Raw genomic sequence first — 23,763 nt, forward strand, 5'->3', positions numbered from 1 at the left:
TGATGACTGCCACCCCCCACAGCCTGAAGGTCGAGAACCTGCACAAGCGTTTCGGTGAACGCGAGGTCCTGCGCGGCGTGTCGCTGCAGGCTCAGCCCGGCGACGTCGTCGCCATCATCGGCTCCAGCGGCTCGGGCAAGAGCACGCTGCTGCGCTGTCTCAACCTGCTGGAGCAGCCCCACGAAGGCACGCTGAGCCTGGGTGACGAGACCCTGCGCCTGGTGCGCGACCGGGACGGCAGCCTGCGCGCGGCCGATGCCGCCCAGCTGCGCCGCTGGCGCACCCGCCTGGCCTTCGTGTTCCAGAACTTCAACCTCTGGCAGCACCGCACCGCGCTGGAGAACGTCACCGAGGCGCCCATCCACGTGCTGGGCCAGCCCCAGGCCGAGGCGATTGAGCGCGGCCAGGCACTGCTGGCCCGGGTGGGCCTGTCGCACCGGCAGGATGTCTACCCGGCCCAGCTCTCCGGCGGCGAGCAGCAGCGCGTGGCCATCGCCCGCGCGCTGGCGATGGACCCGGAGGTGATGCTGTTCGACGAGCCCACCTCGGCGTTGGACCCGGAGCTGGTTGGCGAGGTGCTGAAGGTCATGCGCGGCCTGGCCGAGGAAGGCCGCACGATGCTGGTCGTCACCCACGAGATGGAGTTCGCCCGCGAGGTGGCCAGCCACGCCATCTTCGTGCACCAGGGGCTGATCGAGGAAGAGGGCAAGCCGCGCGAGGTGCTGGTGCATCCGCACAGCGAGCGCCTGCGCCAGTTCCTCTCGGGCGGCCTGAAGTAGGGCGCGACCCGCCGTGGCGGTGGTCCCGTCCCTGTGGCGCTTCGGCCTGCTGCTGCGGCCCGGTTTCGGGCTGATGGGCCTGGCTGGCGTGCTGGAGACCCTGCAGGCCGCCAACCAGCTGCTGGAACAACCCGCCTACGACAGCGTGCTGCTGGCCGCCCAGGCCGGGGCCGTGCCCTCGGCCGAAGGCGTGGCGGTGCTGGCCCATGCCCTGGGCACGGCCCCGCGGCTGGAAGGCGTGCTGGTGCACGCCGACGGCCCCTGGCGCGAGAGCCCCGTCGAGGCCGCACCGCTGCTGGCCTGGCTGCGCCAGCAGGCGGCCGCTCAGGCCGTGCTGGGCGGCGTGGGCACCGGCGCCGCCTGGCTGGCGGAGGCGGGTCTGCTGCGCGGCCACCGGGCCACCGCCCAGTGGCCCCACGGCGCCGCGCTGGCCGAACGCCACCCCGAGGTCATCGTCTCGCAGCAGCTCTACGAACTGGACGTGACCCGGCTGAGCTGCGCCGGTCACCGGGCCAGCCAGGACCTGCTGATCGCCTGGCTGGGCCAGCGCCATGGCGAGCGCCTGGTGGCCGAGCTGCTGGCCGCGCTGGGGCGCGAGCAGCTGTCGCCACGCGAGGCGCGCCAGCGCCTGCCGCTGGCCGCGCCGGCCCGGGGGGGCTCCGCCAAGCTGTCCGAGGCCGTCGCGCTGATGGAGGCCAACCTGGGCGAGCCGCTGCCGACCGAGGAGATCGCGCGGCTGGTCGGGGTGTCGCGCCGCCAGCTGGAGCGCCTGTTCAAACAGCACCTGGATGCCTTGCCGTCGCGCTGGTACCTGGAGCTGCGGCTGGAGCGGGCCCGCGGCATGCTGCGCCAGACCCACCAGTCCATCCTGCAGATCGCGCTGTCCTGCGGCTTTGCCTCGGGCGCGCATTTCTCCAATGCCTACCGGGCGCGCTACGGCCACACGCCGCGCGAGGAGCGCAGCCCCCGGGCGGCCGCCTGGCGGGCGGCGCAGGCCGGGGTGTCCGTCCCGCCCGGCGCGCCGCCGGCCGTTCTTGATCGGAGTGCCGATGAGCCGAACCGTGACCTCCCCGTCGCCTGAGCCGGTGGCCGCCGCCTCGGGGCATGCCTCGGGACGCTACCTGCTGCGGCCGGCCGCCCTGGCCGACCTGCCGGGCCTGGAGCGGCTGGCCCAGGCCAGCGCCATCGGCATCAGCTCGCTGGTGCCCGACCGCGCGCTGCTGCGCGACAAGCTGGAACGCTCGCTGAAATCCTTTGCCGCCGATGACGATGTGAGCGGCGAGGAGCACTACCTGTTCGTGCTGGAGGACCGGGCCCAGGGCGGCGTGCTGGTGGGCACCAGCGGCATCGCCGCCAGCGCGGGCTTCCACGACCGCTTCTACAGCTACCGCAACGAGTACGTGGTGCAGGTCAGCCCCGAGCTGGAGGCCCGCAACCGCATCCACACCCTGCACCTGTGCCATGACCTGACGGGCGTCACGCTGCTGACCGGCTTCCACATCGACCCGGCCCATGCCGGGGGGCTGGCGCCGCAGCTGCTCTCGCGCGGGCGGCTGCTGTTCATCGCCCAGTTCCCGGAACGCTTCTCCGACCGCATCGCCTCCGAGCACCCGGGCCTGGCCGACGACAACGGCCGCTGCCCGTTCTGGGACGCGGTGGGCCGGCGCTTCTTCCACATGGACTACCCGGCCGCCGAGCAACTGGCCAGCGGGCCGCGCCGCACGCTGATTGCCGAGCTGCTGCCGCAGTCTCCGATCTACGTGCCCTTGCTGCCCGAGGAGGCCCAGTGGGCGCTGGGCCAGCTGGCCCCGGTGGGGGAACTGCCGTTCCAGATGCTGCAGGACGAGGGCTTCGACGCCGACACCTACCTCAACCTGTTCGACGGCGGGCCGACGATGGAGGGGCGGCTGCCGCTGCTGCGCAGCGTGGCCGGGCGGCGGCTGTGCCCGTCGGCGGCCGCCGTCGCGCGGGCGGCGCGGCGCGGCACCTGGCTGGCCGCCAGCACCGGCCACCACGACTTCCGGGCCACGGCGCTGACCGGGCCGGTGGCGGCGGCCGACCTGGCGCCGCTGGGTCAGGCGCCCGAGGCGGCCGTGGCCCTGGCGCCGCTGGATCTCGACACGGGAGCACGGGCATGAGCGCGACGACACCGTTTCCGCCCCCGGCCGCGCCAGCGTGGCCCGGCCCGCTGGCCTGGCGGCTGCGGCCGGTGACCGAGGCCGATCTGCCGCGGCTGACCCTGTGGCTGCCCCCCTCGGCGGACCGGGTGCTGCCGGCCCCGCACACGGGGGAGCGCTGGTGGCTGCTGGACACCGCCGACGGCCCGCAGGCCTGTGCCCGGTTGCGGCCGGTGATCGGGCGCGAGCCCTTGCGCCACTGGTACCACGTGGGCTGCGTGGTGCATGCCGCGCCCTCGCTGGGCCTGTTCCACCAGCAGAACACGCTGCTGCTGGGCAACGACCACACCGGCGCGGCCGAGCTGGCCGACCTGGCCTGGGACCCGGCGCTGGACCTGGCCGAGCAGGCCAGCGCGCTGCAGCACCTGCTGCGCGCGGCCCTGCTGCTGGTGGCCCGCGACCGGGCCGCCCTGGGCGCCCAGCTGATTGTGGAACTGCCGGGCTGGCGCGACCACGCCGGCCGCTCGCCGTTCTGGGACGGGCTGGGTCGGCACTTCTACAGCGGCGACCCCGAGGCCGCGCTGCGCCGCTTCGGCCCGGCCTGGCGCAGCCATGTGGCCGCGCTGCTGCCGCGTCAGCCGGTCTATGTCTCCTTCCTGCCGGCCGCCGCGCAGGCGGCCATCGCCCAGGTGCCGGTGGCGGCCCGCCCGCTGCTGGGCGTGCTGGCGGCCGAAGGGTTGCACTACGGCCACCATGTCACGCTCGACGAAGGGGGACCGGTGTTCGAGGCCCGGGTCGACACGCTGCCCGCGGTGCTGCAGGTGCGGCGCCGCAGCCTGGTGGCGGCCCGCCCGCGCGGCGAATGGCCCTCGACCACTTGGCTGGTGGCGGGTGAGACCGGCGACGAGGTGCTGGCCCTGCGGGCCCGGGGCACCTCGCCGCAGACCCTGGCGGTGCCCGCAGAATGGGTGCGCGGGCCCAGCTGGACGCTGCCGCTGGCGGTCTGATCAGGCTGGCAGGCAGCCCAGGCCGTCCAGCGTGGCCTCCACCGCCGCATCCCAGGGGGTGTGCGGCTCGACGCCCAGCTGCGCGCGCAGGGCCTGGTTGTCCAGCTGCACCGGGCGTTCCCACAGGTAGCGCATCTCCAGCACCTCACGCAGCGTGGGCACGAAGGGGGCGGCCAGCCGCACCTGCCACCAGGGAAAGGCCCGCACCCGGGGCAGCCGGCCGCTGCGCCGGCCGACCACGCGCACGATGCTCTGGACCATCTGCGTGCCATCGGCATCCCAGTGGCCGCCCAGGTGAAAGCGGGCGAAGGGGTCCAGCGCGTCGCGCCGGGCCAGCAGGGCCACGATGCTGCGTGCCACATCCGGCAGGTAGGCCCATTGGTGGCCCACGCCGGCCCGGCCAGGCTGCTGCACCTGGGTGACCGGCCGGCCCGGCCGCACCAGGCCCTGGGCGAACCAGCTGTTGCCGCAGCGCGGGCCGAAGAAATCGCCCGCCCGCACGATCAGCACCCGCCCGCCGGCGGCCGCGAAGTCCTGCAGCCGCTGCTCCATCGCCACCCGGATCGCGCCCTTGCGCGTGAGCGGGTGCTGGGGCGCTGCCTCGCCCAGCAGGGCCCCGGCATCGGGGCCGTGGTTGTAGAGCGTGCCGGGCAGCACCACCAGCGCCCGCTGGGCCCGGGCCGCGGCCAGCGTGTTCTCCAGCATGGGCAGCACCCAGTCGGCCCAGTGCCGGTAGCCGGGCGGGTTGACCGCGTGCACGATCACCCGGGCGCCCTGGGCGGCGGTCCTCACGTCGGCGGCGTTCAGGGCGTCGCCGCGCACCCAGGACAGGCCGGTGTCGGCCGAGGGCCCGCCACGGTGCAGGGCCCGCACCGGCCAGCCGGCATCGCGCAGCTGCCGGGCCACTTCGCCGCCAATGCCGCCGGTGGCGCCCAGCACCAGGGTGCTGTGTTCGTGTTCCATGGGTTCTTCCTGGTCAAAGAGGGGACAGGCGGCGATTCTGGGCAAGGGGTCCATAAAACGGAATTGGCGATCATCGGGGGTCGGCTATACATTGATGCATGACCTCATCGATCAGCTGGGAGCTTTACCGGACCTTCCTGGGCGTGCTGGAGCACGGCTCGCTGTCGGCCGCGGCCCGGGCGCTGGACCTGACCCAGCCGACGGTCGGGCGCCAGTTGGCCGCGTTGGAGCAGGCCCTGGGGCTGACCCTGTTCACCCGCTCCCCCACCGGTGTGCAGCCCACCCAGGCGGCGCTGGCCCTGCGGGCGCCGGCGCAGGCCGTGCAGCATGCGGCCCGGGCGCTGGAGCGCACGGCCGCCAGCCAGGGGGCGGGCGTGCAAGGGGTGGTGCGGGTGACGGCCAGCGAGGTGGTCGGGGTGGCGGTGCTGCCGCCCATCCTGGCGGCGCTGCGGGCCCGTCACCCCGGCCTGACGGTGGAGCTGGCCCTGTCCAACCGGCTGCAGGACCTGCTGCAGCGCGAGGCCGACATCGCGGTGCGCATGCAGGCGCCGCAGCAGGGCGCGTTGCTGGCCCGGCGGGTGGGGGCGATCGAGGTGGGGCTGCATGCCCATCCGGACTACCTGGCCCGGCACGGCACACCGCAGGACTGGCCCGACCTGGCGGGGCACAGCCTGATCGGTTTTGACACGGAGACTGCCTACATCCGCCAGGTGGGGGCGGCCTGGCCGGCCCTGCGGCGCGAGCGCTTTGCGCTGCGCACCGACAGCGACGTGGCCCAGCTGGCGCTGATCCGCGCGGGGGCTGGCATCGGCCCGTGCCAGGTGGGCCTGGCGCAGCGCGGCCCGGCCCTGGTGCGGGTGCTGCCGGCGCAGTTCGCCCTGCCGCTGGACACCTGGGTGACCATGCACGAGGACCTGCGCCACAGCCCCCGCTGCCAGGTCACCTTCGAGGCGCTGGTGCAGGGGCTGCTGGACTACCGCAGCAGTGCGGCGGCGCCGGCCTCGGTCGGCTGAGCCTTGCCCGCGGGTGCTGCGGTCGGCTCTTGGGTCCAGCGCTGCAGCAGCGCGGCCCACTTCGGCCGCACGTTGGCGAGGTGGCGGGCCTTCACATGGCCATAGCCGCGGATCTCTTCCGGCAGCCGGGCGATTTCCAGGGCCAGCGGCAGGCGCTCGGCGCTCAAGTCCTTCAGCAGCGTCTCGATGCTGGCGCGGTACTCGGCGATCAGCGCGCGTTCGGTGCGCCGCTCCTCGCTGTGGCCAAACGGGTCCAGCCAGCGGCCGCGCAGGCCTTTGCACTTGGCCAGCACACCCATCACCGGCCGCACCCAGGCGCCGAAGGCGGTCTTGCGCGGTTGGCCGTCGTCTCCGCGGCGGGCGAACAGCGGCGGCGCCAGGTGGTGCTGCAGCTTCACCGGGCCGTCGAAGGTGGCGGCGATCTGGGCGGCGAAGGCCGGGTCGGTGTGCAAGCGGGCCACCTCGTACTCGTCCTTGTAGGCCATCAGCTTGAACAGGGAACGTGCCACCGCCTCGGTCAGGCGGGTGCTGCCGGCCGGGGCCACCGTTGCTTCGGCGGCGCGCACCCGGTCGACGAAGGCGCGGTACTCGGCGGCGTAACCGGCATTCTGGTAGGCGGTGAGGAACTCGACGCGGCTGCCAATCAGTTCGTCCAGCGCGGGGCGCTTGACCAGCTGGATCACCTGGGCCGTCTGCGTCAGGGCCTGCACGGCGGTCAGGTCATGGGCGCAGCGGCGGCCCCATTCGAAGGCGGCCTTGTTCTTGTCGATCTGCACGCCGTTGAGCTCCATGGCCCGCATCAGCGATTCGCGCGTCAGCGGGATGCGGCCCTTCTGCCAGGCGTAGCCCAGCATCATCGGGTTGGTGTAGATCGAGTCGCCCAGCAGCTTGACCGCCAGGGCCTCGGCGTCGAAGGCGCCCAGGTGCCCGCTGCCCACCGCGCGGCCGATGGCGGCCTCGCAGGCCTCGTTGGGGAAGACCCAGTCCGGGTCGGTCACGAAGGCCGCGGTGGGGGTGCGGTGGGTGTTGAGCGCCACGTAGGTGCGCTCGGGGTGCATGACCGCCAGCGTGGTCTTGCCGGCGGTGACGATGGCCTCGCAGCCGATCACCAGGTCGGCCTTGGCCGTGTCCACCTTGGTGGTGTGGATGGCGTCGATGGTGTCGGCGATCTGCACATGGCTCCAGGTGGCGCCGCCCTTCTGGGCCAGGCCGGCGGCGTCCTGGGTGATGACGCCCTTGCCCTCCATGTGGGCCGCCATGCCCAGCAGCTGGCCGATGGTGATGACCCCCGTGCCGCCCACGCCGGCCACCACGATGCCCCAGGCGCTCTGGGCCTCGGGCAGCACCGGCTCGGGCACGGGGGGCAGGGTGGCCGTCTGGCCGGTCACCGGGGCGGGCTTCCTGAGCGTGCCGCCGGTGACGGTGACGAAGCTGGGGCAGAAGCCCTTCACGCAGGACAGGTCCTGGTTGCAGCTGCTCTGGTTGATCTGGCGCTTGCGGCCGAACGGCGTCTCCAGTGGCTCCACCGAGACGCAGTTGCTCTTCTCGGAGCAGTCACCGCAGCCCTCGCAGACCAGGGGGTTGATGACGACGCGGGTGTCGGCGCCGGCCAGCGTGCCGCGCTTGCGGCGGCGGCGCTTCTCGGTGGCGCAGGTCTGGTCGTAGATGATGATGGTGGTGCCTTTGAGCTCGCGGAACTCGCGCTGGATGCGGTCCAGCTCGTCGCGGTGGTGCACCGTCACGCCGGTGGGCAGGTCCACCCGGGCGTACTTGTCCGGCAGGTCGCTGACGATCACCAGCTTGGCCACGCCCTCGGAGAGCAGGCTGGTCATGATCTGCAGCACCGAGTGGCCTTCCGGCCGCTCGCCCACGCGCTGGCCGCCCGTCATGGCCACCGCGTCGTTGTAGAGGATCTTGTAGGTGATGTTCACCCCGGCGGCAATGCTCTGGCGGATGGCCAGCAGGCCGGAGTGGAAGTAGGTGCCATCGCCCAGGTTGGTGAAGATGTGCTGTTCGTTCGTGAACGGCGCCTGGCCCACCCAGGGCACGCCCTCGCCGCCCATCTGGGTGAAGGTGGCGGTATGGCGGGTGGGCATCCAGCTGACCATGTAGTGGCAGCCGATGCCGGCCACCGCGCGCGAGCCCTCGGGCACGCGGGTGCTGGTGTTGTGCGGGCAGCCCGAGCAGAACCAGGGCACGCGGTCGCCGGTGGTGGCGCCGGCGCTGGCCAGGGCGGCCAGCTCGCGCTCCTTGGCCTCGATCACCGCGATGCGCTGGTCCATGCGGCGGGCGATGTCCTCGGGCACGCCCAGCTTCTTCAGCCGCTTGGCGATGGCCTTGGCGATGAGGGCCGGCGTCAGGTCGGCCTTGGCGCGCAGCAGCCAGTTCTCGCTCGGGTTCGGGCGGCTCCATTCGCCGCCGGAGAGGTCGGCGTCATCGCCTTCCTCGAACTTGCCGATCACATTGGGCCGCACATCGGCGCGCCAGTTGTACAGCTCCTCCTTGAGCTGGTACTCGATGATCTGGCGCTTTTCCTCGACGACCAGGATCTCCTGCAGGCCCAGGGCGAACTCGCGGGTGATGTGGGCCTCCAGCGGCCACACCACGTTGACCTTGTGCAGCCGGATGCCCAGGCGGTGGCAGGTGGCCTCGTCCAGGCCCAGATCGGCCAGGGCCTGGCGGGTGTCGTTGAAGGCCTTGCCGCTGGCGATGATGCCGAAGCGGTCCTGGGCGCTCTCGATCACGTTGTAGTTGAGTTTGTTGGCCCGCACATAGGCCAGCGCGGCGTACCACTTGTGGTCCATCAGCCGGGCTTCCTGCTCCAGCGGTGGGTCCGGCCAGCGGATGTGCAGGCCGCCCGGCGGCATGGGGAAGTCCTCGGGCAGGATGATCTTGACCCGGTCGGGCGAGACGTCCACCGTGGTGGCCGACTCCACCACTTCCTGGATGGTCTTCATGCCCGTCCACACGCCCGAGAAGCGCGACAGCGCCCAGGCGTGCAGGCCCATGTCCAGGATGTCCTGCACGCTGGAGGGGAAGAAGGTCGGGAAGCCGCAGGCCTTGAACACGTGGTCGCTCTGGTGCGGTGCGGTGGAGCTCTTGCTCACATGGTCGTCGCCGGCGATGGCGATGACCCCGCCAAAGCGGCTGGTGCCGGCCATGTTGGCGTGCTTGAAGACGTCGATGCAGCGGTCCACGCCCGGGCCCTTGCCGTACCACAGGCCGAACACGCCGTCGTACTTGGCCTTCTCGGGAAACAGGTCCAGTTGCTGGGTGCCCCAGACCGCGGTGGCGCCGAGCTCCTCGTTGACGCCGGGCTGGAAGACGATGTGCTGGGCCTGCAGGTGCTTCTTGGCCTGCCACAGGGCCTGGTCGTAGCCGCCCAGCGGGGAGCCGCGGTAGCCGCTGATGAAGCCGGCGGTGTTCAGCCCGGCCATGGCGTCGCGGGTGCGTTGCAGCATGGGCAGGCGCACCAGGGCCTGCACCCCGCTCATGAAGGCCCGCCCGGTGGGCAGGGCGTACTTGTCATCCAGCGAGACCGTCTCAAGGGCCTGACGGACGGCGTCGGTCAGCGGGGCATTCATGGCGCGGCTCCTGGGCCCGGCGGGCCCGTTGGGAAAGGCCGTGCGGCGCCCGGGGCGGCTTGTGGCCACGCCGGGCCCGGTGCACGGCCGGGATGTGGCGTCAGTGTAGGAAGTTCGTGGCGACAAGTGCTTGCGTTCGCTTGCCGGAACACCCCATCTGGCGCAACATCATTTCGTCAAATTCACAAATCAAGATTGAGTCATGCCGGAAAATCGCGAATTCGGGATAACCCGTGGATCTGGCGCGGTGGCGCTGGACCGCTATGACGTGGCCATCCTGCAGGCGCTGCAGCGCGATGCCCGGCAGTCCAACGCCGAGCTGGCGGCCCACATCGGCCTGTCGGCCGCGCCCACCTGGCGCCGGGTGCGCCGGCTGGAGGAGCTCGGGGTCATCACCGGCTACCGCGCCGAGATCGACCGCCGCAAAATCGGCCTGGGCGTGCTGGCCTTCGTGCGGGTGGACACCGAACGCGACAACGGGGAGGCCATCCATGCCTTGGAGGACGCGATCCGCGGCCTGCCCGAGGTGATCGCCTGCCACTACATCAGCGGCGCCGGCACCTTCGAGCTGCAGGTGCTGGTGACCGACCTGGACGCCTATTCCCGCTGGACCCGGGACACCCTGTTCTCGCTGCCCAACGTGAAGGATCTGCACACCAGCTTCTCGCTGGGCGAGGTCAAGGCCGGGGCAGCGTTGCCGCTGGACCACTTGCTGCCACCCCGCTGAGCCCCACGGGGGACACAAAGCGGACATACCCTCCAAGGAATGCACAGAATGGACAGTGACAGGGCTTCAGTGGCTGCGCGTGTCTGACGAACCCATTGAGACGATGAACCTTTCCGCGGCGAACTTTTTCGATACCTTGCTGGGCCCTCAAGGCCCGCAGCGCGTGCGGGCGTCCCAGTCGCTGCTGGCGCTGGGGCTCTACCTGGCTTTCGCCGTGGTGTTGCAGGTCGAGGTGGCCCTGGGCATGGTGAGCGAGGCGCATGACCTGCCGCTCACCCTGTTCGGCCTGGGCGGCAGCCTGTTGTTCTATGGGCTGATCCGCTCGGGGGCCAACCTGCGCATGGCGGAGCCTTCGCTGACCCGGCCGCAGATGGTGTTCGGCATGGTGGCCTCCACCTGGGCCTACCTGATCAGCGGGCCGGCCCGGGGCAGCATCCTGGTGCTGATGCTGGTCATCCTGATGTTCGGCCAGTTCGGCCTGCCGCCCCACGAAGGGCGGCGCATGGCGGGGCTGGGCTTCCTGATGCTGGCGCTGGGCATTGCCTGGCGGGCCTGGTCGCAGCCGGGCCACCCGGACCTCAAGCTGGACCTGGTCCACCTGATGTTCGCGGGCATCGTCTTCACCGGGGTGGTCGCCATCTCCGTGCGGCTGGGGCGCATGCGCGACCGCCTGCGCGAGCAGGCCGCCGATCTGAAGCTGGCGCTGGCGCGCAACCAGGAGCTGGCCACCCGGGACGGGCTGACCGGCCTGACCAACCGGCGGGCCATGCTGCAGCAGATGACGATCGCCGCGCGCGAGATCGAGCGGCACCACCAGCCGCTGGCCCTGGTGCTGTTCGACCTGGATCATTTCAAGCAGATCAACGACACCCTGGGCCATGCCGCGGGCGACCGGGTGCTGCAGCGCTTTGCCGAGGTGGCCCTGTCCGAGGTGCGGGCGGGCGATGTGCTGTCGCGCTGGGGCGGCGAGGAGTTTTTGCTGATGCTGCCGCGTTCCGGCCTGGAGGAGGCCTGGCGCTGCGCCGAGCGCATCCGCGCCCGTCTGGCGGCCCGCCCGCCGGACAGTGGCTGGCGCGGCGCGCGGATGACGTTTTCGGCCGGGGTCTCGGCCTGCTACCAGATGGACCGGCTCGAGGAGGCCATCGAGGCGGCGGACCGGGCGATGTACCTGGCCAAGGCCACGGGCCGCAACCGCACCGAACTGGCCGCCGGGCCGGGCATGGGGCAGCCGTCCCACGAGGAGAACACGCTGTGAGGAAGGACCAGGCGCTGCGTCGGCGCAGCCTGTTGGGGGCTGCGCTGCTGGCCATCGGGTGGCCGGCGCTGGCGGCCGGAACACCGACCGTCAACCTGCGCATTGAGCTGCGCTGGCGGCAGGAGCCGGGCCCTGCCGTGGCGCCTGGCACGGTCATCGTGCGCAGCGATGGCCGCCGCGTCGACTCGCACGGGCCCGGGCAGGTCTGGCGCAGTGCGCCGGCGCCGGCCGATCCGCTCTCCCCGGAAGGCACGCTGCCGGTGGTGACGGTGCGCAATGGCACCCAGGCCCGGGTGGCGCTGACCCGCTGGCGGCCGGTGACCTCCACCGAATGGCGCTGGCGCACCGACAGCGGCACCACGGCCACCTCGGCAGCGCAGGCGTCCGGGCAGGCGGAGCTGCGCGGCCGCAGCGACTGGCAGCCCGACACGGCCCAGCTGACACTGCAGCCCCGCTGGGCCGGCGGCCAACAGCCGGTGAATCTGTTCTATGGCCTGCGCCTGCCGCAGGCGCTGGATGGCGATGTCGCCGAGGCGCCGCCGCGCGTGCTGGAAGGCGAAGGCGAGCTGCTGCTGCCGCTGGGCCGCTGGACCCCGTTGGGGCAGTGGGCCGCCAGCCCGCCGGTGGGCCGGCACGGCGACGTGGTCACCAGCACCCGCGATGTCGGTGGCGCCGGCACGGCCGAGCTGCGCTGGCTCGAGGTGCGCATCACCCGCCCCTGAACCGGTTGAGCCGGCGGGGCGGCTGGATCAGGAGCGCGGCCAGAGCACCCACATGCGCAGTGGCTGCTTCATGCGGCCGGCCTGGGTCTCGGCCTCGTCGCCCCAGCCCCAGAAATAGTCGACCCGCACCGCGCCGGTGATGGCGCTGCCGGTGTCCTGTGCCATCACCAGGCGCTGCAGCGGCCGGGTGGACAGCGGCTCGGTCGTGTCCAGCCAGACCGGCGTGCCATACGGCACCGAGGCCGGGTCCACCGCCACCGAGCGGCCGGGCGTCAGCGGCACCGCCTGCGCGCCCTTGGGCCCCAGGCTGGGGTCGGGCAGCGGCTCCTCGCGGAAGAACACGTAGCGCGGGTTCTGCCACAGCATCTCCTGCACCCGCCGCGGGTTGCGCCGGGCCCAGTCCTTGATGCCCGGCCAGGAGGCCTCGCCCGGCTTGAGCTCACCCTGGTCGATCAGCCAGCGGCCGACGGACTTGTAGGGCTGGCCGTTGTGGCCGGCAAAGGCCAGCCGCACCAGGCGCTGGCGGCCATCGGCCTCGGTCATCTGCAGCCGGCCCGAGCCCTGGATCTGCAGCACCAGCGCATCCAGCGGGTCCTCGACCCAGGCGATCTCGCGTCCCTTCAGAGCCGTTTGCGCGGCCGGTTGGGTCTCGATCTGCTGGCGGGTCCAGTAGGGCTTGCGCCAGGCCAGGTCGGGCGGCGCCTGGTAGAGCGGCACCCGCTGGGTGGCGCTGGGCCGGCGGCTGGCCGCCACCAGCGGCTCGAAGTAGCCGGTCACCAAGCCGGTGGGATCGCCTTCGGGCGACTCGACGCGGTAGACCTTCAGGTGCTGTTCCAGCCAGGCGCGGGCAGCGGCATCGTCGGCCGGCTGGGTCTGGCGCACGCCGGCGCAGACCCGGGCCCAGCTCGACAGCGGGGTCTGGCAGCCGCGCTGCAGTGCCGGCCAGAGCTCCAGCGCCCGGTCCTGGCTCCAGCCGGGCAGTTCACCGAAGCTGGCCGGCACCCAGCGGGCATGGCTGCGCTCCAGCGTGCCGGCGGGGGCCGGTTGCACGGCGGGGTGGGCCGGTGCCGGGGTTGGCGCGGGCACCGTGGGTTCAAGGGGCACGTGGCTGCAGCTGGCCAGCAGGGCGGCGCCGGCCAGGCTGCTCAGGCAGGATGCCAGGCGGGCCGGGGCGGCCCACAATGGCGCAATGCCGGCACTGCGGCGGACAGGAGACGACATGGGATGGTTGCTGCTGGAAGCCCTGATCGCGGCCGGGCTCTTGGTCTTCATGGTGTGGTGGACGATGGGTTCGCGGCGCCGGCAGGATGCGCCGGCCGACGACGACGTGCCGCCGGATGCGCCTTCGGACGCCCCGTGAGCATTGTCACCCCCGGGGCGGGAAGAAAAAGCTGCCCGGGGCCTCGCGCCAGCGCTGGCGCAAGGCCTGGTAGATCCGCCCGCGGTCCTGAAGTTTCAGGCCCTGCGACACCATCGCCACCCGGAAGGCCAGCGCGAAGCTGACGCCCAGGTTGAGCAGCGCGGTGACCGGGATGGCCGCCACGCACCACCAGAAGGCGGCTTCGCGCAGCACCGGCAGGCCCAGCGTGCCCAGCGCGGCCGCGATCTGGCCGGTGGACAGCGTGACGTGGCGCACCTCCAGCGGCAGGCCGAAGAAGGCCGCCAGGGCCGGCACCAGGCCCAGCATCAGGCCCAGCGACACATTGGCGGCCAGGCCGGAGATGTTGTCCCGCCACCAGAGGGCCCAGCGCTGGGCGCGGGTCTCGCCCAGCAGCGCGATGGAGCGCGGGTTCCAGGCGATCGCGCTGTCCAGCCGGTGGAAGACGAACCAGTTCTCCACCCAGCCGGCGATCAGGCTGGAGGCGAACAGCAGCACGCCGGTGAAGGCCGCGAACAGCGCGGTGGGCCCCAGCAGCGTGGTGCTGTGCAGCACGTAGTGGGCCTGGGCCTGGCCGATCAGGGGCTGGCCACCCAGCCACCACGACAGCCCTTGCAGCAGCAGCACCACCGGCGCCACCGCGACCAGGTTGCCCAGGATGCCCGCCGTCTGGGAGCGCAGCAGGTTGGCCACCTCGTCGACGAAGCGGCCCAGCGCCACGTCGCTGCTGGCAATGCCTTCGAGCCGGCGCGCCAGGCTGGGGGCCGTCATGGCCGGCTGCTTGGTGGCCACCGTCCAGTGCAGCAGGTGCACGACGACGAAGCTCAGCGCGTAGTTCAGCCCGGCGCCCAGCCCGTTCCAGAACACCGGCAGGGCCAGCGCGGTGATGGCGAACTTGATCAGCGTGGTGAAGCCGATCACGCCGCCGCCGCCCAGCGCCATGCCCACCATGTGGCGGTACTCGTCGCGGTCGCGGGTGATGTAGTGCTCGCCCGTGTCTGCGCTGCGCTCGGTCACCTTGCGGGCCAGCAGGGCGTAGTGCTGGGTGAACAGCGCCCGCACGCTGCGCCGCTCGGCACTGGCGCGGGCCAGTTCCAGCAGCAGGTGGCGCAGGTCGGGCAGCGGGTCGGGGCTGACCAGGCAGGCCAGCAGGTCCTCCACCCGGTCGGCCCGGGCCCGCAGCTGGTCGAGCTGGAACACCAGGTCGACCGAAATGCCGTACTCGTCCAGGTGGCCCCGCACACTGGCGGCCGCCTCCAGGCAGGCTGCCAGCACCGCGCGCAGGTACTGGGCGCGTTGCTGGATCTGTGTCGGGCTGGCTCCGTCGGCCAGGTCCTGCCGCAGCGCGGCGGCGGCCTCGACCACCTGGTGGAAGGGCCGGTCGGCCAGCCGGGCCGGCTCCATGCGCTGGCGCAGGGCGGAGGACAGCGCGCTGGCGCGGATCTGGCTGACCAGCAGCTCGATCGACTCGATCAGTGCGTTCTGCCAGGGCAGGCGGGCCGGGTCCTCGGCGCACAGGGCCAGCAGGCGGCGCAGCGTGCGCTCGTCGATGGCGGCGATCCATTCCGGGTCACGCTCGTCATCGAAGATCAGCAGGAACAGCTCGCCCAGGTCGCCGGTCTCGGGCGTGCCAGGCAGGAAGTTCAGGCGCAGGCGGTCGGCCAGCTCGCTGAAGAAGCCATGGCGCGGTGCAAAGCCGAAATCGGCCAGCAGGCCCGGGGCGTCCAGCTCGGACAGGGTCTGGCGCAGCAGGGCCGAGACGCGGGCGCGGTGCGCCGGATGGCGGTCCAGCACATTGAGCAGGTGGCGCAGGCGCCGCACCGGCCAGGGGGTGCTGGCGGCCACCGGCTCGATCGATGGTGCGGGCTCCTCGCTGTCATGGCGCAGCCATTCCAGCAGGTGCACCAGCCACAGGTGGCGCTCCACCCGGTTGGTCGGGGCCTGGGCGGCGTTCAGCAGCGCGGTCAGATCCCAGCGGATGCGCGCCATCAATGCAGGGCCCTGGCCTGGGCCAGCTCGAACGGACCGACCGGGGTGTCGAACCAGTGCGCATCCTCGCTGATGCAGAAGAAGGTGCCTTCCATCCGCCCCTGCGGGGTGGCGATCTGGGTCCAGCTGGTGTATTCGAATTGCTCGCCGGGCCGCAGCAGGGGCTGGTGGCCCACCACCGCCAGGCCGCGCACCTCCTCGGTGTGGCCGTGGCTGTCGGTGATGATCCAGCGTCGGGCCACCAGTTGTCCCGTCACCGGGCCGGTGTTGCGGATGGTGATGGTGTAGGTGAAGGCGTAGCGGCCTTCGGCCGCCGACGACTGCTCGGGCAGGTAGTGCGTCACGATCGAGCAGGTGAACTGGGCTGGCGTCATGGCGTTGATCCTAGCAAGGCTCCGTAAAATAGAGAGTTTTCACGGTTTTTGGCCCGGGCACGGGCCTGTGCATCATGGCCCCCACCTACCGTATCGCCCCCAGCATCCTGTCCGCCGACTTTGCCCGCCTGGGCGAGGAGGTCCGCGCCGTGCTGGCCGCGGGGGCCGACTGGATCCACTTTGACGTGATGGACAACCATTACGTTCCCAACCTGACCTTCGGGCCGATGGTCTGCCAGGCGTTGCGCAAGCATGCGGTGAAGGCGGACGGCACGCCCGCGCCGATCGACGTGCACCTGATGGTGCAGCCGGTGGACGCGCTGGCCCAGGCTTTCTGTCAGGCCGGGGCCGACCTGGTCAGCTTCCACCCGGACGCATCCACCCACGTGGACCGCACGCTGCAGCTGATCAAGGCCGAGGGCAAGCAGGCCGGTCTGGTGTTCAACCCGGCCGAGCCGCTGGATGTGCTGGAATGGGTGATCGACAAGGTCGACCTGGTGCTGATCATGAGCGTGAACCCCGGCTTTGGCGGGCAGAGCTTCATCGACTCGGCCCTGCGCAAGCTGGAGAAGGCGCGCCAGATCATCGACGCCAGCGGGCGCGACATCCGCCTGGAGGTGGATGGCGGCGTGAAGGTGGACAACATCCGCCGCATCGCCGACGCGGGCGCCGACACCTTCGTGGCCGGCAGCGCGATCTTCGGCAAGACCGACTACCGCAGCGTCATCGACGCGATGCGGGCCGAACTGGCCCGCTGAGGCCGGTTCCCCGGTCCCGGCTCACTCCCCGGCCGGCACGATCAACACCACACGCCGGTTCTGCGCCCGGCAGGCGTCGGTGTCGTCGGTACAGACCAGTTTTTCCTTGCCCAGGCCGCGCACCGTGAAGCGGGCGGTGCCCAGCGCCGAGTCCTTGAGCACCGCCGCCACCGCCTCGGCCCGGCGCTGCGCCAGCCGCAGGTTGTAGACGCTGGAGCCGGTCTGGTCGGTGTGGCCTTCGATGCGCACGCTGGCGATGCCCAGCGCGGCCAGCTCCCGACCCAGGTCCATCAGCTGCTGGCGCTGGGGCGCGTCCAGCGCGTCGGCGTCGAAGCCGAACAGCATCCGGGCGGACAGGTTCAGGCTCCAGCCCTCGTCGCCGGGCTCGAAGCCCAGTGCCCGCAGGCGCGCCTCGCGCGGCATGGGGTGGGACGGCTGTGACGGGGTCTGGCAACCGGTGGCCAGACTGGGCAGCGCGAGCAGCCAGGCTCGGCGGGAAAGACAGATGCGGTTCATGGGCACACTCTCATGGCGTCAGGGGCGGCTGCGGGGTGTCGACTTGCGGCGGTACATCTGCCGGTCGGCCTCTCGCAGCAAGGCATCGACGCTGTCGCCGTCGTCGGGGAAGATCGCGGCGCCGATGCTGAGCTCAGGCAACTGCCGGGTCGGCAGACCCTCTGCCAGGTCCGGTTCCAGCGGCGCCGCCACCGTGCGTGAGAGCTGGCGCACCAGTGCCTGGGCGTCCTCGGGCTGGCGCAGCGGGTCGATCAGCACGACGAACTCGTCGCCGCCCAGGCGGCCCACCAGGTCGTGTTCACGCACGCTGCTGCGCAGCCGGCTGGCCAGGGCCGTCAGCACCCGGTCGCCCGCCTCGTGGCCGTACCGGTCGTTGACCCGCTTGAAGTCGTCCACGTCGATGAACAGCACCGCCAGGCGCTCCTGGTGCGCCTGCGCCCGGTCGATGGCGGCGGCCAGCTGCTGTTCGAACCAGGCCCGGTTGGCGACGCCGGTCAGCGCATCGCGCCGGCTCTGGTCGGCCAACTGATCGTGTGCGCTCTGCAGGGCGGCATGGCGCTGGCGCAGGTCGTTTTGCTGCTGCTGCACCTGGGCCAGCAGCGCATTGACATCCTGCCCCAGCGCCTGGATCTCGGTCGCGCCGTCCAGCGGCACGCGCAGGTCGAAACGGCGCTGGGCCCGGATGGTCTGCGTGCGGGTGCTCAGGGCCAGCAGCGGGGTCCCGACCAGGCGCTGCAGTTCGTGGGAGGCACGGGCGATGCCGACCGCGGTGGCGGCGGCGCCGGCCAGCACGCCCAGCAGGGCCCAACCGGCAGACTTCAGCAGCCAGCCGGCATCCGACTGCAGCAGCAGCGTGCCGATGACCTGGTCGTTTTCCTGCACCGGCTGCACCGCGCGCAGACCCGGCAGGCTCGCCGCCAGCCGGTCGGCCAGGGTGTCGGGGGCCGCGCGGCGGTGCTGGGCCAGGGGCCGGCCATCGGGCAGCAGCAGCTGGGCGTCCAGCAGGTTTTCGCTGCGGGCCATCTCGTCCAGCAGCTCCTGGGCGGCCGTGGCATCGCGGAACATCACCGCCGCGTCGACCGAATAGGCCATCGAGCGGGCCACCAGGTCCAGGCTGTGCTGCTCGGCCAGGCGCAGCAGCAGGGCCGAGGCCCCGGCCAGCAGGGTGGCCACCACCAGCGTGGCCACCATCGCCACGCGGACCTGGGCACGCCGCACCACGCGGCGCAGGCTGAGCGACGGCGCCGCGCTCATCCGGCGCTCCGGGGCGGCTGGGCCAGGCGCAGCACCTGGGGGTGGATGCGCAGGCCGCTGCGGGCCACCGCATCCAGGTTGACCTCAAACCGGGTGCCGCCGGGGCGGGATTCCAGGCAGAACAGGCCGCCATCGCTGCAGAACTCGGCACCGCGGCCGATCGTCAGCACCGGCCGGTTGGCCAGGCGCCGCAGCGCCGCCTGCTGGCCGGTGAGGCTCCAACCGTCGAAGAACACCACATCACAGGCCGGCGGGAGCGGCTGGTCGGCGTCGATCGCCAGGGTGGTCAGGGCCCGGCCGGCATCCGCCGCCTGCAGGCGTTGCAGCAGGGCCGTCGCGCCCTCGCTCTGGCGGGTGATGCAGACAGTGAGGGGGCGCGGCTCACCCGGCCAGCGGGTGTAGTGCAGGATGCGGGCGACCACCTCCGGGGCGCTCCACTCGGAATCGGCCGCCGCCACCGCCGGGGCGGCCCGCCCAGGCAGGCCCAGGCCGCCGGCCAGCAGGCCCCAGACCAGGCGTGCCAGAGCGGCTCGGCGGAGGTGGGGGGTGGCGGGCAGGCGGCACATCGCCGCCGATTGTGTGCGGGGCGGGGCCCGCTCTGCCGGGGCGGTGCGGCGCCGCCTGACCGTGCTCGCCCGGCGTGTGCGCTAGTGGCGGCCGGTGTTGGAAAATCGCCAACCCGGCGGCGCCCCGGCCCTCAGACCGGGAAGGCGTACAGCGCGTAGCGGCGCTGGTTCACCTGGAGGGTCAGACTGCTGGGCCGCCGACCATCGGCCTGCCAGGCATGGGTGTTGCGGTCGATGGCGATGCGGGCCGCGTCCATCAGGGCCGACAGCAGCGGTTGCCCGTGCAGGCAATGGGTGCGGGGCACCACCAGCGCCACCTCCATCGGGGGCTGCCCGCCGGCGAACTCCAGCTGGGCGTTCACGACCACGGACAGGTGGGTGCTGAAGGCCATGTCCAGCTCTCCGGCGATGGTGGCATCGGGGGCGGTGGGAATGGCGTCCAGTGCCAGGACCACAGGGGGCGCCGCGTCACGCGCGGTGGAAGACGGTGGCTGCACGAGAGGACTCATCACGGAGCGTTGTTCTTGTTGGAAGGATAGAGGCGCATCGTGTCTGGATGGTTCCTCGGTGTGTGTAGGAACTTGCCCCTTCTTTTCACGGGCCTCATCTTGGCGTACGCGAGCGAGTGGGTGTCCTACGGTCGCCTGGCGCCTTGGCCGACGCGCGGATGCGGCCATGGCCTGCCTTGTGGGTGGGCTGCGGTGGCGACACTGGTGTGCCACACTCTTCCTCAAGATTCAGGAGCCAGGCGATGACTGAACAGAATGTCTCTGCTTCCCCCGAGCCGCTCATCGGGCGTGCCGTTGATTGTGCTGAACGCGTGGTCGACGACGGTCGCGGCCTGGCCTACCAGGTCCTCGATCAGGCCCGTGATGTCACCCAGCGTGCCCGGCAACAGCTCGAGGACACCAGCTGCCGGGTCCGTGCCTATGTCCGCGACGAGCCGGTCAAGTCCCTGCTATTGGCCGCTGCTGCCGGGGCGGCGGTGACCGGGCTGATGGGCTGGCTGCTGCGCTCGCGCCGCCAAGCTTGAACGGACCGGCCCCGTTTCGCTGCTGCAGGCTGTCATGGCGTTGATCCACCCGCTGCTCGGTGTGCTCGCCAGCCGCCCGGAGATGTTGACGGAGCACGCTGGGGCCTATGCGGCACTGGCGTCGGCGGAGCTTCGCGAGGCGGTGCGCCAGTGGCGCCGGCGGCTGCTGGTGCAAGTGCTGGCGGCCGCGCTGGCCTTGGCGGGGCTGGGTCTGGGCGGCGTGGCCGCCCTTTTGGCGGCAGCCCTGCCGCTGGCGAGCATGCCGGCCCCTTGGGCGCTGGTCGCCGTGCCGGGGGCTCTGCTGCTGCTGGCCGCCGGTCTGGCCGGGTGGCAGGCCCGGATGGTGGTGACCCTGGACTGGACGGCGTTGCAGGCCCAGTGGGCGCTGGACCAGGCGCTCTGGCGCGAGGCGGCCCAGGCATGACGTCGACCGCCCCCGAGACCGCGCCGCTCAGCCCCAAACAACAGGCGCTCGACCGGCTGGCCCGTTCACGGGCCCAGCTGCGGGCCGCCGTGATGGACCCGGCCGAGCCAAGCAACCCGGCCCAGGTCGGCCTGGGCGGGCGCCGCCTGCGCGCGGCCTGGCGCCACTGGCGGCGCCGGCTGCTCAGCCTGCCCCAGGGGGCCGTGCTGGTGCCCATGCTGGAAGCTTGGTGGGCGCGGCAGCCGGTGGCGACGTGGGCGCGCCAAGGGCTGGCAGAAACCCGCACCGTCGTGCTGCCCTGGGTGCGGCGGCACCCGGGGCTGGCGCTGGGGGCCGCTGCAGCCGCCGGCGCCGGGGTGGTGGTCGGGCGCCATTGGCTCGGCCGCTGGCTGAAGCGGCGCACCCGCACCTGGCCCGGCCGGGCGGCCGCCTGGCTCTGGGTCCAGGCCCAGGACCCGGTGACCCTGCTCTGGCTGGGCGGCTGGGTTCAGCAGTGGCTGGCGAAGCGGCGGCCGGCTCCGGCTCCGGCTCCGGCACCGGCGGCGCCATCGCCGGCTGAGCCCGCGGCGGCGGAGGGGCCGTCGACGACGAACGCGTAATGCCGTGCCAACCGGAGGAAAGCATGGGTTCCATCGCCAGCTACGCCGCTCTGGGCGCGGCCATCATCTTTGAAGTCATTGGCACGACTTTTCTGCAGAAGTCGGCGCAATTCACCAAGGTGATTCCGACGGCGCTGATGGCGGGCTGCTACATCAGCGCCTTCTACCTGCTGTCGCTGGCGCTCAAGACGATCCCGATCGGTTTGGCCTACGCGATCTGGAGCGGGATGGGCATCGTCCTGATCTCGGCCGTCGGGTACCTGGTCTTCCGACAGACGCTCGACACGGTGGCTCTGGTGGGCCTCGGGTTCATCATCGCCGGTGTCGTGCTCGTGAATGGATTTTCCAAGTCGGTCGCGCACTGATTCCGTCACGGCCACGCCGTCCACATGGCCCGTGATGGCGCATGGCCATTTGGCGTGAGCTTGGTCCGCATGGGCGACGGGGGGACAAGTGCTGCACAGCTGTACGCTCAGGGGCGATGGGCAGCTTCAGACTGATTGCAGCTATTCATGTTTGCTGCTTGAAGGTCCGCTCTCGGCACGAGCGGTCACCAAACGCAGGCCATGAGACACCCCACCCGACCATGCTCTCAGCCCATCCATCAATGTGCCACTGCTAAGGTCGACGCTCGGCACCGAACAGCGCATCGAGCAGCGCCTGGGCTTGTTCCTTGCCTTGTGCCGTGATGACCACCGACTGTGCCTTGCCCACCGGGTTGCTGATGAGCCCTCGCGCGTGCAGGCGGTTCAGCGCTTCCCAGTCGAACGATTTCCAGACCCTGTCCCCGTCATGCAGCCCCAACAGCAGCAGAGCCAGAACGGCGTCATCAATGCGATCCGGGTCCAAAGGCATCGGCGTCTCCCGTCAAGGCAACATGAGTGAGTCCAAGGGGCTACGCGCTCCTGCCCCACCCACCTTCAGCACATGGGTGTAGATCATCGTTGTGGCAACGTCGGCATGGCCCAGCAGTTCCTGCACCGTGCGGATGTCGCTGCCGGACTGCAGCAAATGGGTCGCAAAGCTGTGCCGCAGCGTATGGGGCGTGGCGGCCTTGGCAATGTTCGAAGCCGTGAGCGCCCGTTTGAAGGCTCTCTGGAAGGTCTGGTCATACAGGTGGTGGCGGCGCACCACGCCGCTGCGTGGATCAACCGAATGATGGTCCTGTGGAAAGACCCAGAACCAGGCCAGGCTCTGGCCCGCCCTGGGGTACTTGCGATCCAGCGCATGCGGCATCTCGACACCCGCTTGCCCGGCGGACACATCGGACAGCCAGATCTCACGCACCTCTGCCAACTGCTGACGCAGGCCGGGAACCAGGACCTTGGGTAGCATCACCACTCGGTCCTTGTCGCCCTTGCCAGAGCGCACGTACAAGGCCCCTTGTCCAAAGTCAAGATCCTTGACGCGCAGCTGAAGGGCCTCGCTGATGCGCAAGCCGGTTCCATAGAGCAGCTGGGCCAACAGCTGGTGGGTTCCAGTGAGTCGGTTCAACACCTCCCCGACCTCGTCGCGCGAGAGCACCACCGGCAAGCGTCGCTTGGGCACAGGGCGCCCGATGTCATCCATCCATGGCAGCTGTTGCCCCAGGACCTTGCCGTATAGAAACAGCAGCGCGGACAAGGCCTGACGGTGCGTCGAGGGGGCCACCTGCCGCTCGACCGCCAAGTGGCTGAGAAAGGCGGACACCTCATCGCCTCCCATCTGCAGCGGGTGCCGCAGTTCATGGAAGCGGATGAAGGCCTTGCACCAGTACACATAAGCCTGCTCGGTGCGAAGGCTGTAGTGCAACACACGCACTTGGCGGCGCACCTGATCCAACAAGCGCGGTGCGGGTCGTTCTGCGCAGACGGAGGATGGCTTGGCCGTTCGCAAGACACGAAGGCCTGCCGATAGATCCCCAACCCGAGGGGGATGCCCGTGCTCGTGCATGTCCAGCCTCCCTTGGCAAGACCATCGGGCCTCGCCAGAATCAACCGACAGAGAGCCGCTTTTGCGGCCAATTTAGTACTGGATGAACATCCAGTCAACCAGGGGAGGAAGCGTGCTGGAACAGGGACTTGGCGTGACGTTGGCGCGGCTTGTTATGCGGCGCCGGTCGATGTTATGCGTCAACACCGTACAAGGCACCGGTGGCAGCACCGTCCGCGCTGCCGCTTTTGCCGGCTGAATACGCCGCTGTTACATCCCGGTGCAGGCCAAAAATGTCAATTCGATCAAGTGCTTGTCGGAGGGCTCTCCAACTTTGTTATGCGGCTCGGTCCGGTGTTATCCGTCACTCAGTGCCGTATACAACACGTTAGGGAGCAAATATGGGAGAGGCCATTGCAGCACTCCTTGGGGCTGTTTTGGAGGTCGCGATGATCTTCACGGGTAAAGCAGTCGTATCGGCTGCCAGTTTTGGCCGCTGGCGCGGCGAGCAACTCAGTAGTTCTGAAGGCCGCATTCACAGTCCCGCAGGCGCTCTATCGTTTAAGCGTGATGGTCAGCGCGTGTTTACCGCTACAGGTCTTTTTTTCATCGGAGGCATGTTTTATGCACTGTTCGCGCTGGCAGCACTTTTGTTTGCAGCATTGGCCTCTCAAGAAACACCAACCAAGTGATTGATTTGCAAAGGTGTTTTTTAGACGGGTTCTGCTGCGACGAGTTTCATGCCGAGCTTGCTGGCCCGCTGACTGAGGTTGTGCAGCACCCGCTGGCGGTAG

26 protein-coding genes are annotated in these 23,763 nt (G+C 71.0%); 15 read left to right on the forward strand and 11 right to left on the reverse strand.

The genetic code is table 11. The features are described 5' to 3' along the window. Nucleotides 1-2 precede the first annotated feature (2 nt). Genes KGA65_RS02955 through KGA65_RS02970 form a run of 4 tightly spaced genes read left to right on the forward strand, consistent with a single transcriptional unit; the run spans nt 3 to nt 3,903 of the window. Nucleotides 3-779: an ABC transporter ATP-binding protein gene (locus tag KGA65_RS02955; RefSeq protein WP_225861643.1), complete on the forward strand. Its 777-nt coding sequence runs from the start codon at nt 3-5 to the stop codon at nt 777-779. A gap of 13 nt (nt 780-792) precedes the next feature. Beyond that, nucleotides 793-1,860: a GlxA family transcriptional regulator gene (locus KGA65_RS20995; protein ID WP_225861644.1), complete on the forward strand. Its 1,068-nt coding sequence runs from the start codon at nt 793-795 to the stop codon at nt 1,858-1,860. After that, nucleotides 1,829-2,917, forward strand: a complete 1,089-nt coding sequence (gene astA / locus KGA65_RS02965; RefSeq protein WP_225861645.1) for an arginine N-succinyltransferase — start codon at nt 1,829-1,831, stop codon at nt 2,915-2,917. Before KGA65_RS20995 ends, astA begins: the two co-directional genes overlap by 32 nt. Next, nucleotides 2,914-3,903 carry an arginine N-succinyltransferase gene (locus tag KGA65_RS02970; RefSeq protein ID WP_225861646.1) on the forward strand — a complete coding sequence of 330 codons (990 nt, stop codon included), beginning with the start codon at nt 2,914-2,916 and terminating at the stop codon, nt 3,901-3,903. Before astA ends, KGA65_RS02970 begins: the two co-directional genes overlap by 4 nt. Here KGA65_RS02970 and KGA65_RS02975 read toward each other — a convergent pair whose 3' ends face one another. Continuing rightward, nucleotides 3,904-4,866, reverse strand: a complete 963-nt coding sequence (locus tag KGA65_RS02975; protein WP_225861647.1) for an NAD-dependent epimerase/dehydratase family protein — start codon at nt 4,864-4,866, stop codon at nt 3,904-3,906. A 98-nt stretch (nt 4,867-4,964) separates the two neighbouring features. Between KGA65_RS02975 and KGA65_RS02980 the strand changes: the two genes are divergently transcribed. Continuing rightward, the gene (locus KGA65_RS02980; protein ID WP_225861648.1) at nt 4,965-5,879 is read left to right on the forward strand and encodes a LysR family transcriptional regulator; all 915 of its coding nucleotides are present in this window, start codon (nt 4,965-4,967) and stop codon (nt 5,877-5,879) included. Here KGA65_RS02980 and KGA65_RS02985 read toward each other — a convergent pair. Beyond that, entirely contained in the window at nt 5,840-9,463 is a 3,624-nt protein-coding gene (locus KGA65_RS02985; RefSeq protein WP_225861649.1) for an indolepyruvate ferredoxin oxidoreductase family protein, read from the reverse strand. The genes KGA65_RS02980 and KGA65_RS02985 overlap by 40 nt on opposite strands. A gap of 202 nt (nt 9,464-9,665) precedes the next feature. On the opposite strand from KGA65_RS02985, the gene KGA65_RS02990 reads away from it, so the two are divergent. From KGA65_RS02990 to KGA65_RS03000, 3 genes are all read left to right on the forward strand, one after another. After that, the gene (locus tag KGA65_RS02990; RefSeq protein WP_225861650.1) at nt 9,666-10,190 is read left to right on the forward strand and encodes an Lrp/AsnC family transcriptional regulator; all 525 of its coding nucleotides are present in this window, start codon (nt 9,666-9,668) and stop codon (nt 10,188-10,190) included. A 103-nt stretch (nt 10,191-10,293) separates the two neighbouring features. Further along, on the forward strand, nt 10,294-11,445 hold the full coding sequence (locus KGA65_RS02995; RefSeq protein ID WP_225861651.1) for a GGDEF domain-containing protein: 1,152 nt from the start codon (nt 10,294-10,296) through the stop codon (nt 11,443-11,445). Continuing rightward, nucleotides 11,442-12,167, forward strand: a complete 726-nt coding sequence (locus KGA65_RS03000) for a hypothetical protein (protein ID WP_225861652.1) — start codon at nt 11,442-11,444, stop codon at nt 12,165-12,167. The genes KGA65_RS02995 and KGA65_RS03000 overlap by 4 nt, the downstream gene beginning before the upstream one ends. 27 nt (nt 12,168-12,194) lie before the next feature. Here KGA65_RS03000 and mltA read toward each other — a convergent pair whose 3' ends face one another. Next, a complete protein-coding gene (gene mltA, locus KGA65_RS03005; protein ID WP_255650396.1) occupies nt 12,195-13,388 on the reverse strand; it encodes a murein transglycosylase A in 1,194 nt (397 codons plus the stop codon). On the opposite strand from mltA, the gene KGA65_RS03010 reads away from it, so the two are divergent. Beyond that, nucleotides 13,387-13,527 (forward strand): hypothetical protein, encoded by a 141-nt coding sequence (locus KGA65_RS03010; protein WP_225861653.1) that lies wholly within the window; start codon nt 13,387-13,389, stop codon nt 13,525-13,527. The genes mltA and KGA65_RS03010 overlap by 2 nt on opposite strands. A gap of 6 nt (nt 13,528-13,533) precedes the next feature. On the opposite strand, the gene tlpB is transcribed toward KGA65_RS03010, so the two are convergent. Further along, on the reverse strand, nt 13,534-15,534 hold the full coding sequence (gene tlpB, locus KGA65_RS03015; protein ID WP_225861654.1) for a transporter-like protein TlpB: 2,001 nt from the start codon (nt 15,532-15,534) through the stop codon (nt 13,534-13,536). Then, nucleotides 15,534-15,908 carry a Co2+/Mg2+ efflux facilitator ApaG/CorD gene (apaG, locus tag KGA65_RS03020; protein WP_225861655.1) on the reverse strand — a complete coding sequence of 125 codons (375 nt, stop codon included), beginning with the start codon at nt 15,906-15,908 and terminating at the stop codon, nt 15,534-15,536. Before apaG ends, tlpB begins: the two co-directional genes overlap by 1 nt. A gap of 74 nt (nt 15,909-15,982) precedes the next feature. Here apaG and rpe point away from each other — a divergent pair, with 74 nt between their 5' ends. Continuing rightward, nucleotides 15,983-16,666, forward strand: a complete 684-nt coding sequence (rpe, locus tag KGA65_RS03025) for a ribulose-phosphate 3-epimerase (RefSeq protein ID WP_225861656.1) — start codon at nt 15,983-15,985, stop codon at nt 16,664-16,666. Between the two features lie 21 nt (nt 16,667-16,687). Here rpe and yfiB read toward each other — a convergent pair whose 3' ends face one another. The 4 genes from yfiB to KGA65_RS03045 all read right to left on the reverse strand — a co-directional run bounded on the left by yfiB (nt 16,688) and on the right by KGA65_RS03045 (nt 19,511). Continuing rightward, a complete protein-coding gene (gene yfiB, locus KGA65_RS03030) occupies nt 16,688-17,182 on the reverse strand; it encodes an outer membrane lipoprotein YfiB (protein ID WP_225861657.1) in 495 nt (164 codons plus the stop codon). Between the two features lie 18 nt (nt 17,183-17,200). After that, entirely contained in the window at nt 17,201-18,436 is a 1,236-nt protein-coding gene (gene dgcN, locus KGA65_RS03035) for a diguanylate cyclase DgcN/YfiN (protein WP_225861658.1), read from the reverse strand. Beyond that, nucleotides 18,433-19,002 carry a regulatory sequestration protein YfiR gene (yfiR, locus tag KGA65_RS03040; RefSeq protein ID WP_225861659.1) on the reverse strand — a complete coding sequence of 190 codons (570 nt, stop codon included), beginning with the start codon at nt 19,000-19,002 and terminating at the stop codon, nt 18,433-18,435. The genes dgcN and yfiR overlap by 4 nt, the downstream gene beginning before the upstream one ends. Before the next feature lie 131 nt (nt 19,003-19,133). After that, the gene (locus KGA65_RS03045) at nt 19,134-19,511 is read right to left on the reverse strand and encodes a hypothetical protein (protein ID WP_225861660.1); all 378 of its coding nucleotides are present in this window, start codon (nt 19,509-19,511) and stop codon (nt 19,134-19,136) included. 242 nt (nt 19,512-19,753) lie between these two features. Between KGA65_RS03045 and KGA65_RS03050 the strand changes: the two genes are divergently transcribed. Genes KGA65_RS03050 through KGA65_RS03065 form a run of 4 tightly spaced genes read left to right on the forward strand, consistent with a single transcriptional unit; the run spans nt 19,754 to nt 21,423 of the window. Then, entirely contained in the window at nt 19,754-20,035 is a 282-nt protein-coding gene (locus tag KGA65_RS03050) for a hypothetical protein (RefSeq protein ID WP_225861661.1), read from the forward strand. A 34-nt stretch (nt 20,036-20,069) separates the two neighbouring features. Continuing rightward, complete coding sequence (locus KGA65_RS03055) at nt 20,070-20,459, forward strand: hypothetical protein (protein WP_225861662.1); 390 nt, start codon at nt 20,070-20,072, stop codon at nt 20,457-20,459. Further along, the gene (locus KGA65_RS03060) at nt 20,456-21,058 is read left to right on the forward strand and encodes a hypothetical protein (RefSeq protein ID WP_225861663.1); all 603 of its coding nucleotides are present in this window, start codon (nt 20,456-20,458) and stop codon (nt 21,056-21,058) included. The genes KGA65_RS03055 and KGA65_RS03060 overlap by 4 nt, the downstream gene beginning before the upstream one ends. A 23-nt stretch (nt 21,059-21,081) precedes the next feature. Continuing rightward, a complete protein-coding gene (locus tag KGA65_RS03065) occupies nt 21,082-21,423 on the forward strand; it encodes a DMT family transporter (RefSeq protein ID WP_225861664.1) in 342 nt (113 codons plus the stop codon). A gap of 253 nt (nt 21,424-21,676) precedes the next feature. Here KGA65_RS03065 and KGA65_RS03070 read toward each other — a convergent pair whose 3' ends face one another. Both KGA65_RS03070 and KGA65_RS03075 read right to left on the reverse strand, forming a co-directional pair. Next, entirely contained in the window at nt 21,677-21,913 is a 237-nt protein-coding gene (locus tag KGA65_RS03070) for a DUF6429 family protein (protein WP_225861665.1), read from the reverse strand. A gap of 12 nt (nt 21,914-21,925) precedes the next feature. Next, nucleotides 21,926-22,882 (reverse strand): integron integrase, encoded by a 957-nt coding sequence (locus KGA65_RS03075; RefSeq protein ID WP_445666950.1) that lies wholly within the window; start codon nt 22,880-22,882, stop codon nt 21,926-21,928. Nucleotides 22,883-23,370: 488 nt separating this feature from the next. Between KGA65_RS03075 and KGA65_RS03080 the strand changes: the two genes are divergently transcribed. After that, nucleotides 23,371-23,661 carry a hypothetical protein gene (locus KGA65_RS03080; RefSeq protein ID WP_225861666.1) on the forward strand — a complete coding sequence of 97 codons (291 nt, stop codon included), beginning with the start codon at nt 23,371-23,373 and terminating at the stop codon, nt 23,659-23,661. Nucleotides 23,662-23,763 lie beyond the last annotated feature (102 nt).

Source organism: Ideonella benzenivorans (assembly GCF_020387415.1).
Lineage (GTDB): Bacteria > Pseudomonadota > Gammaproteobacteria > Burkholderiales > Burkholderiaceae_C > Ideonella > Ideonella benzenivorans.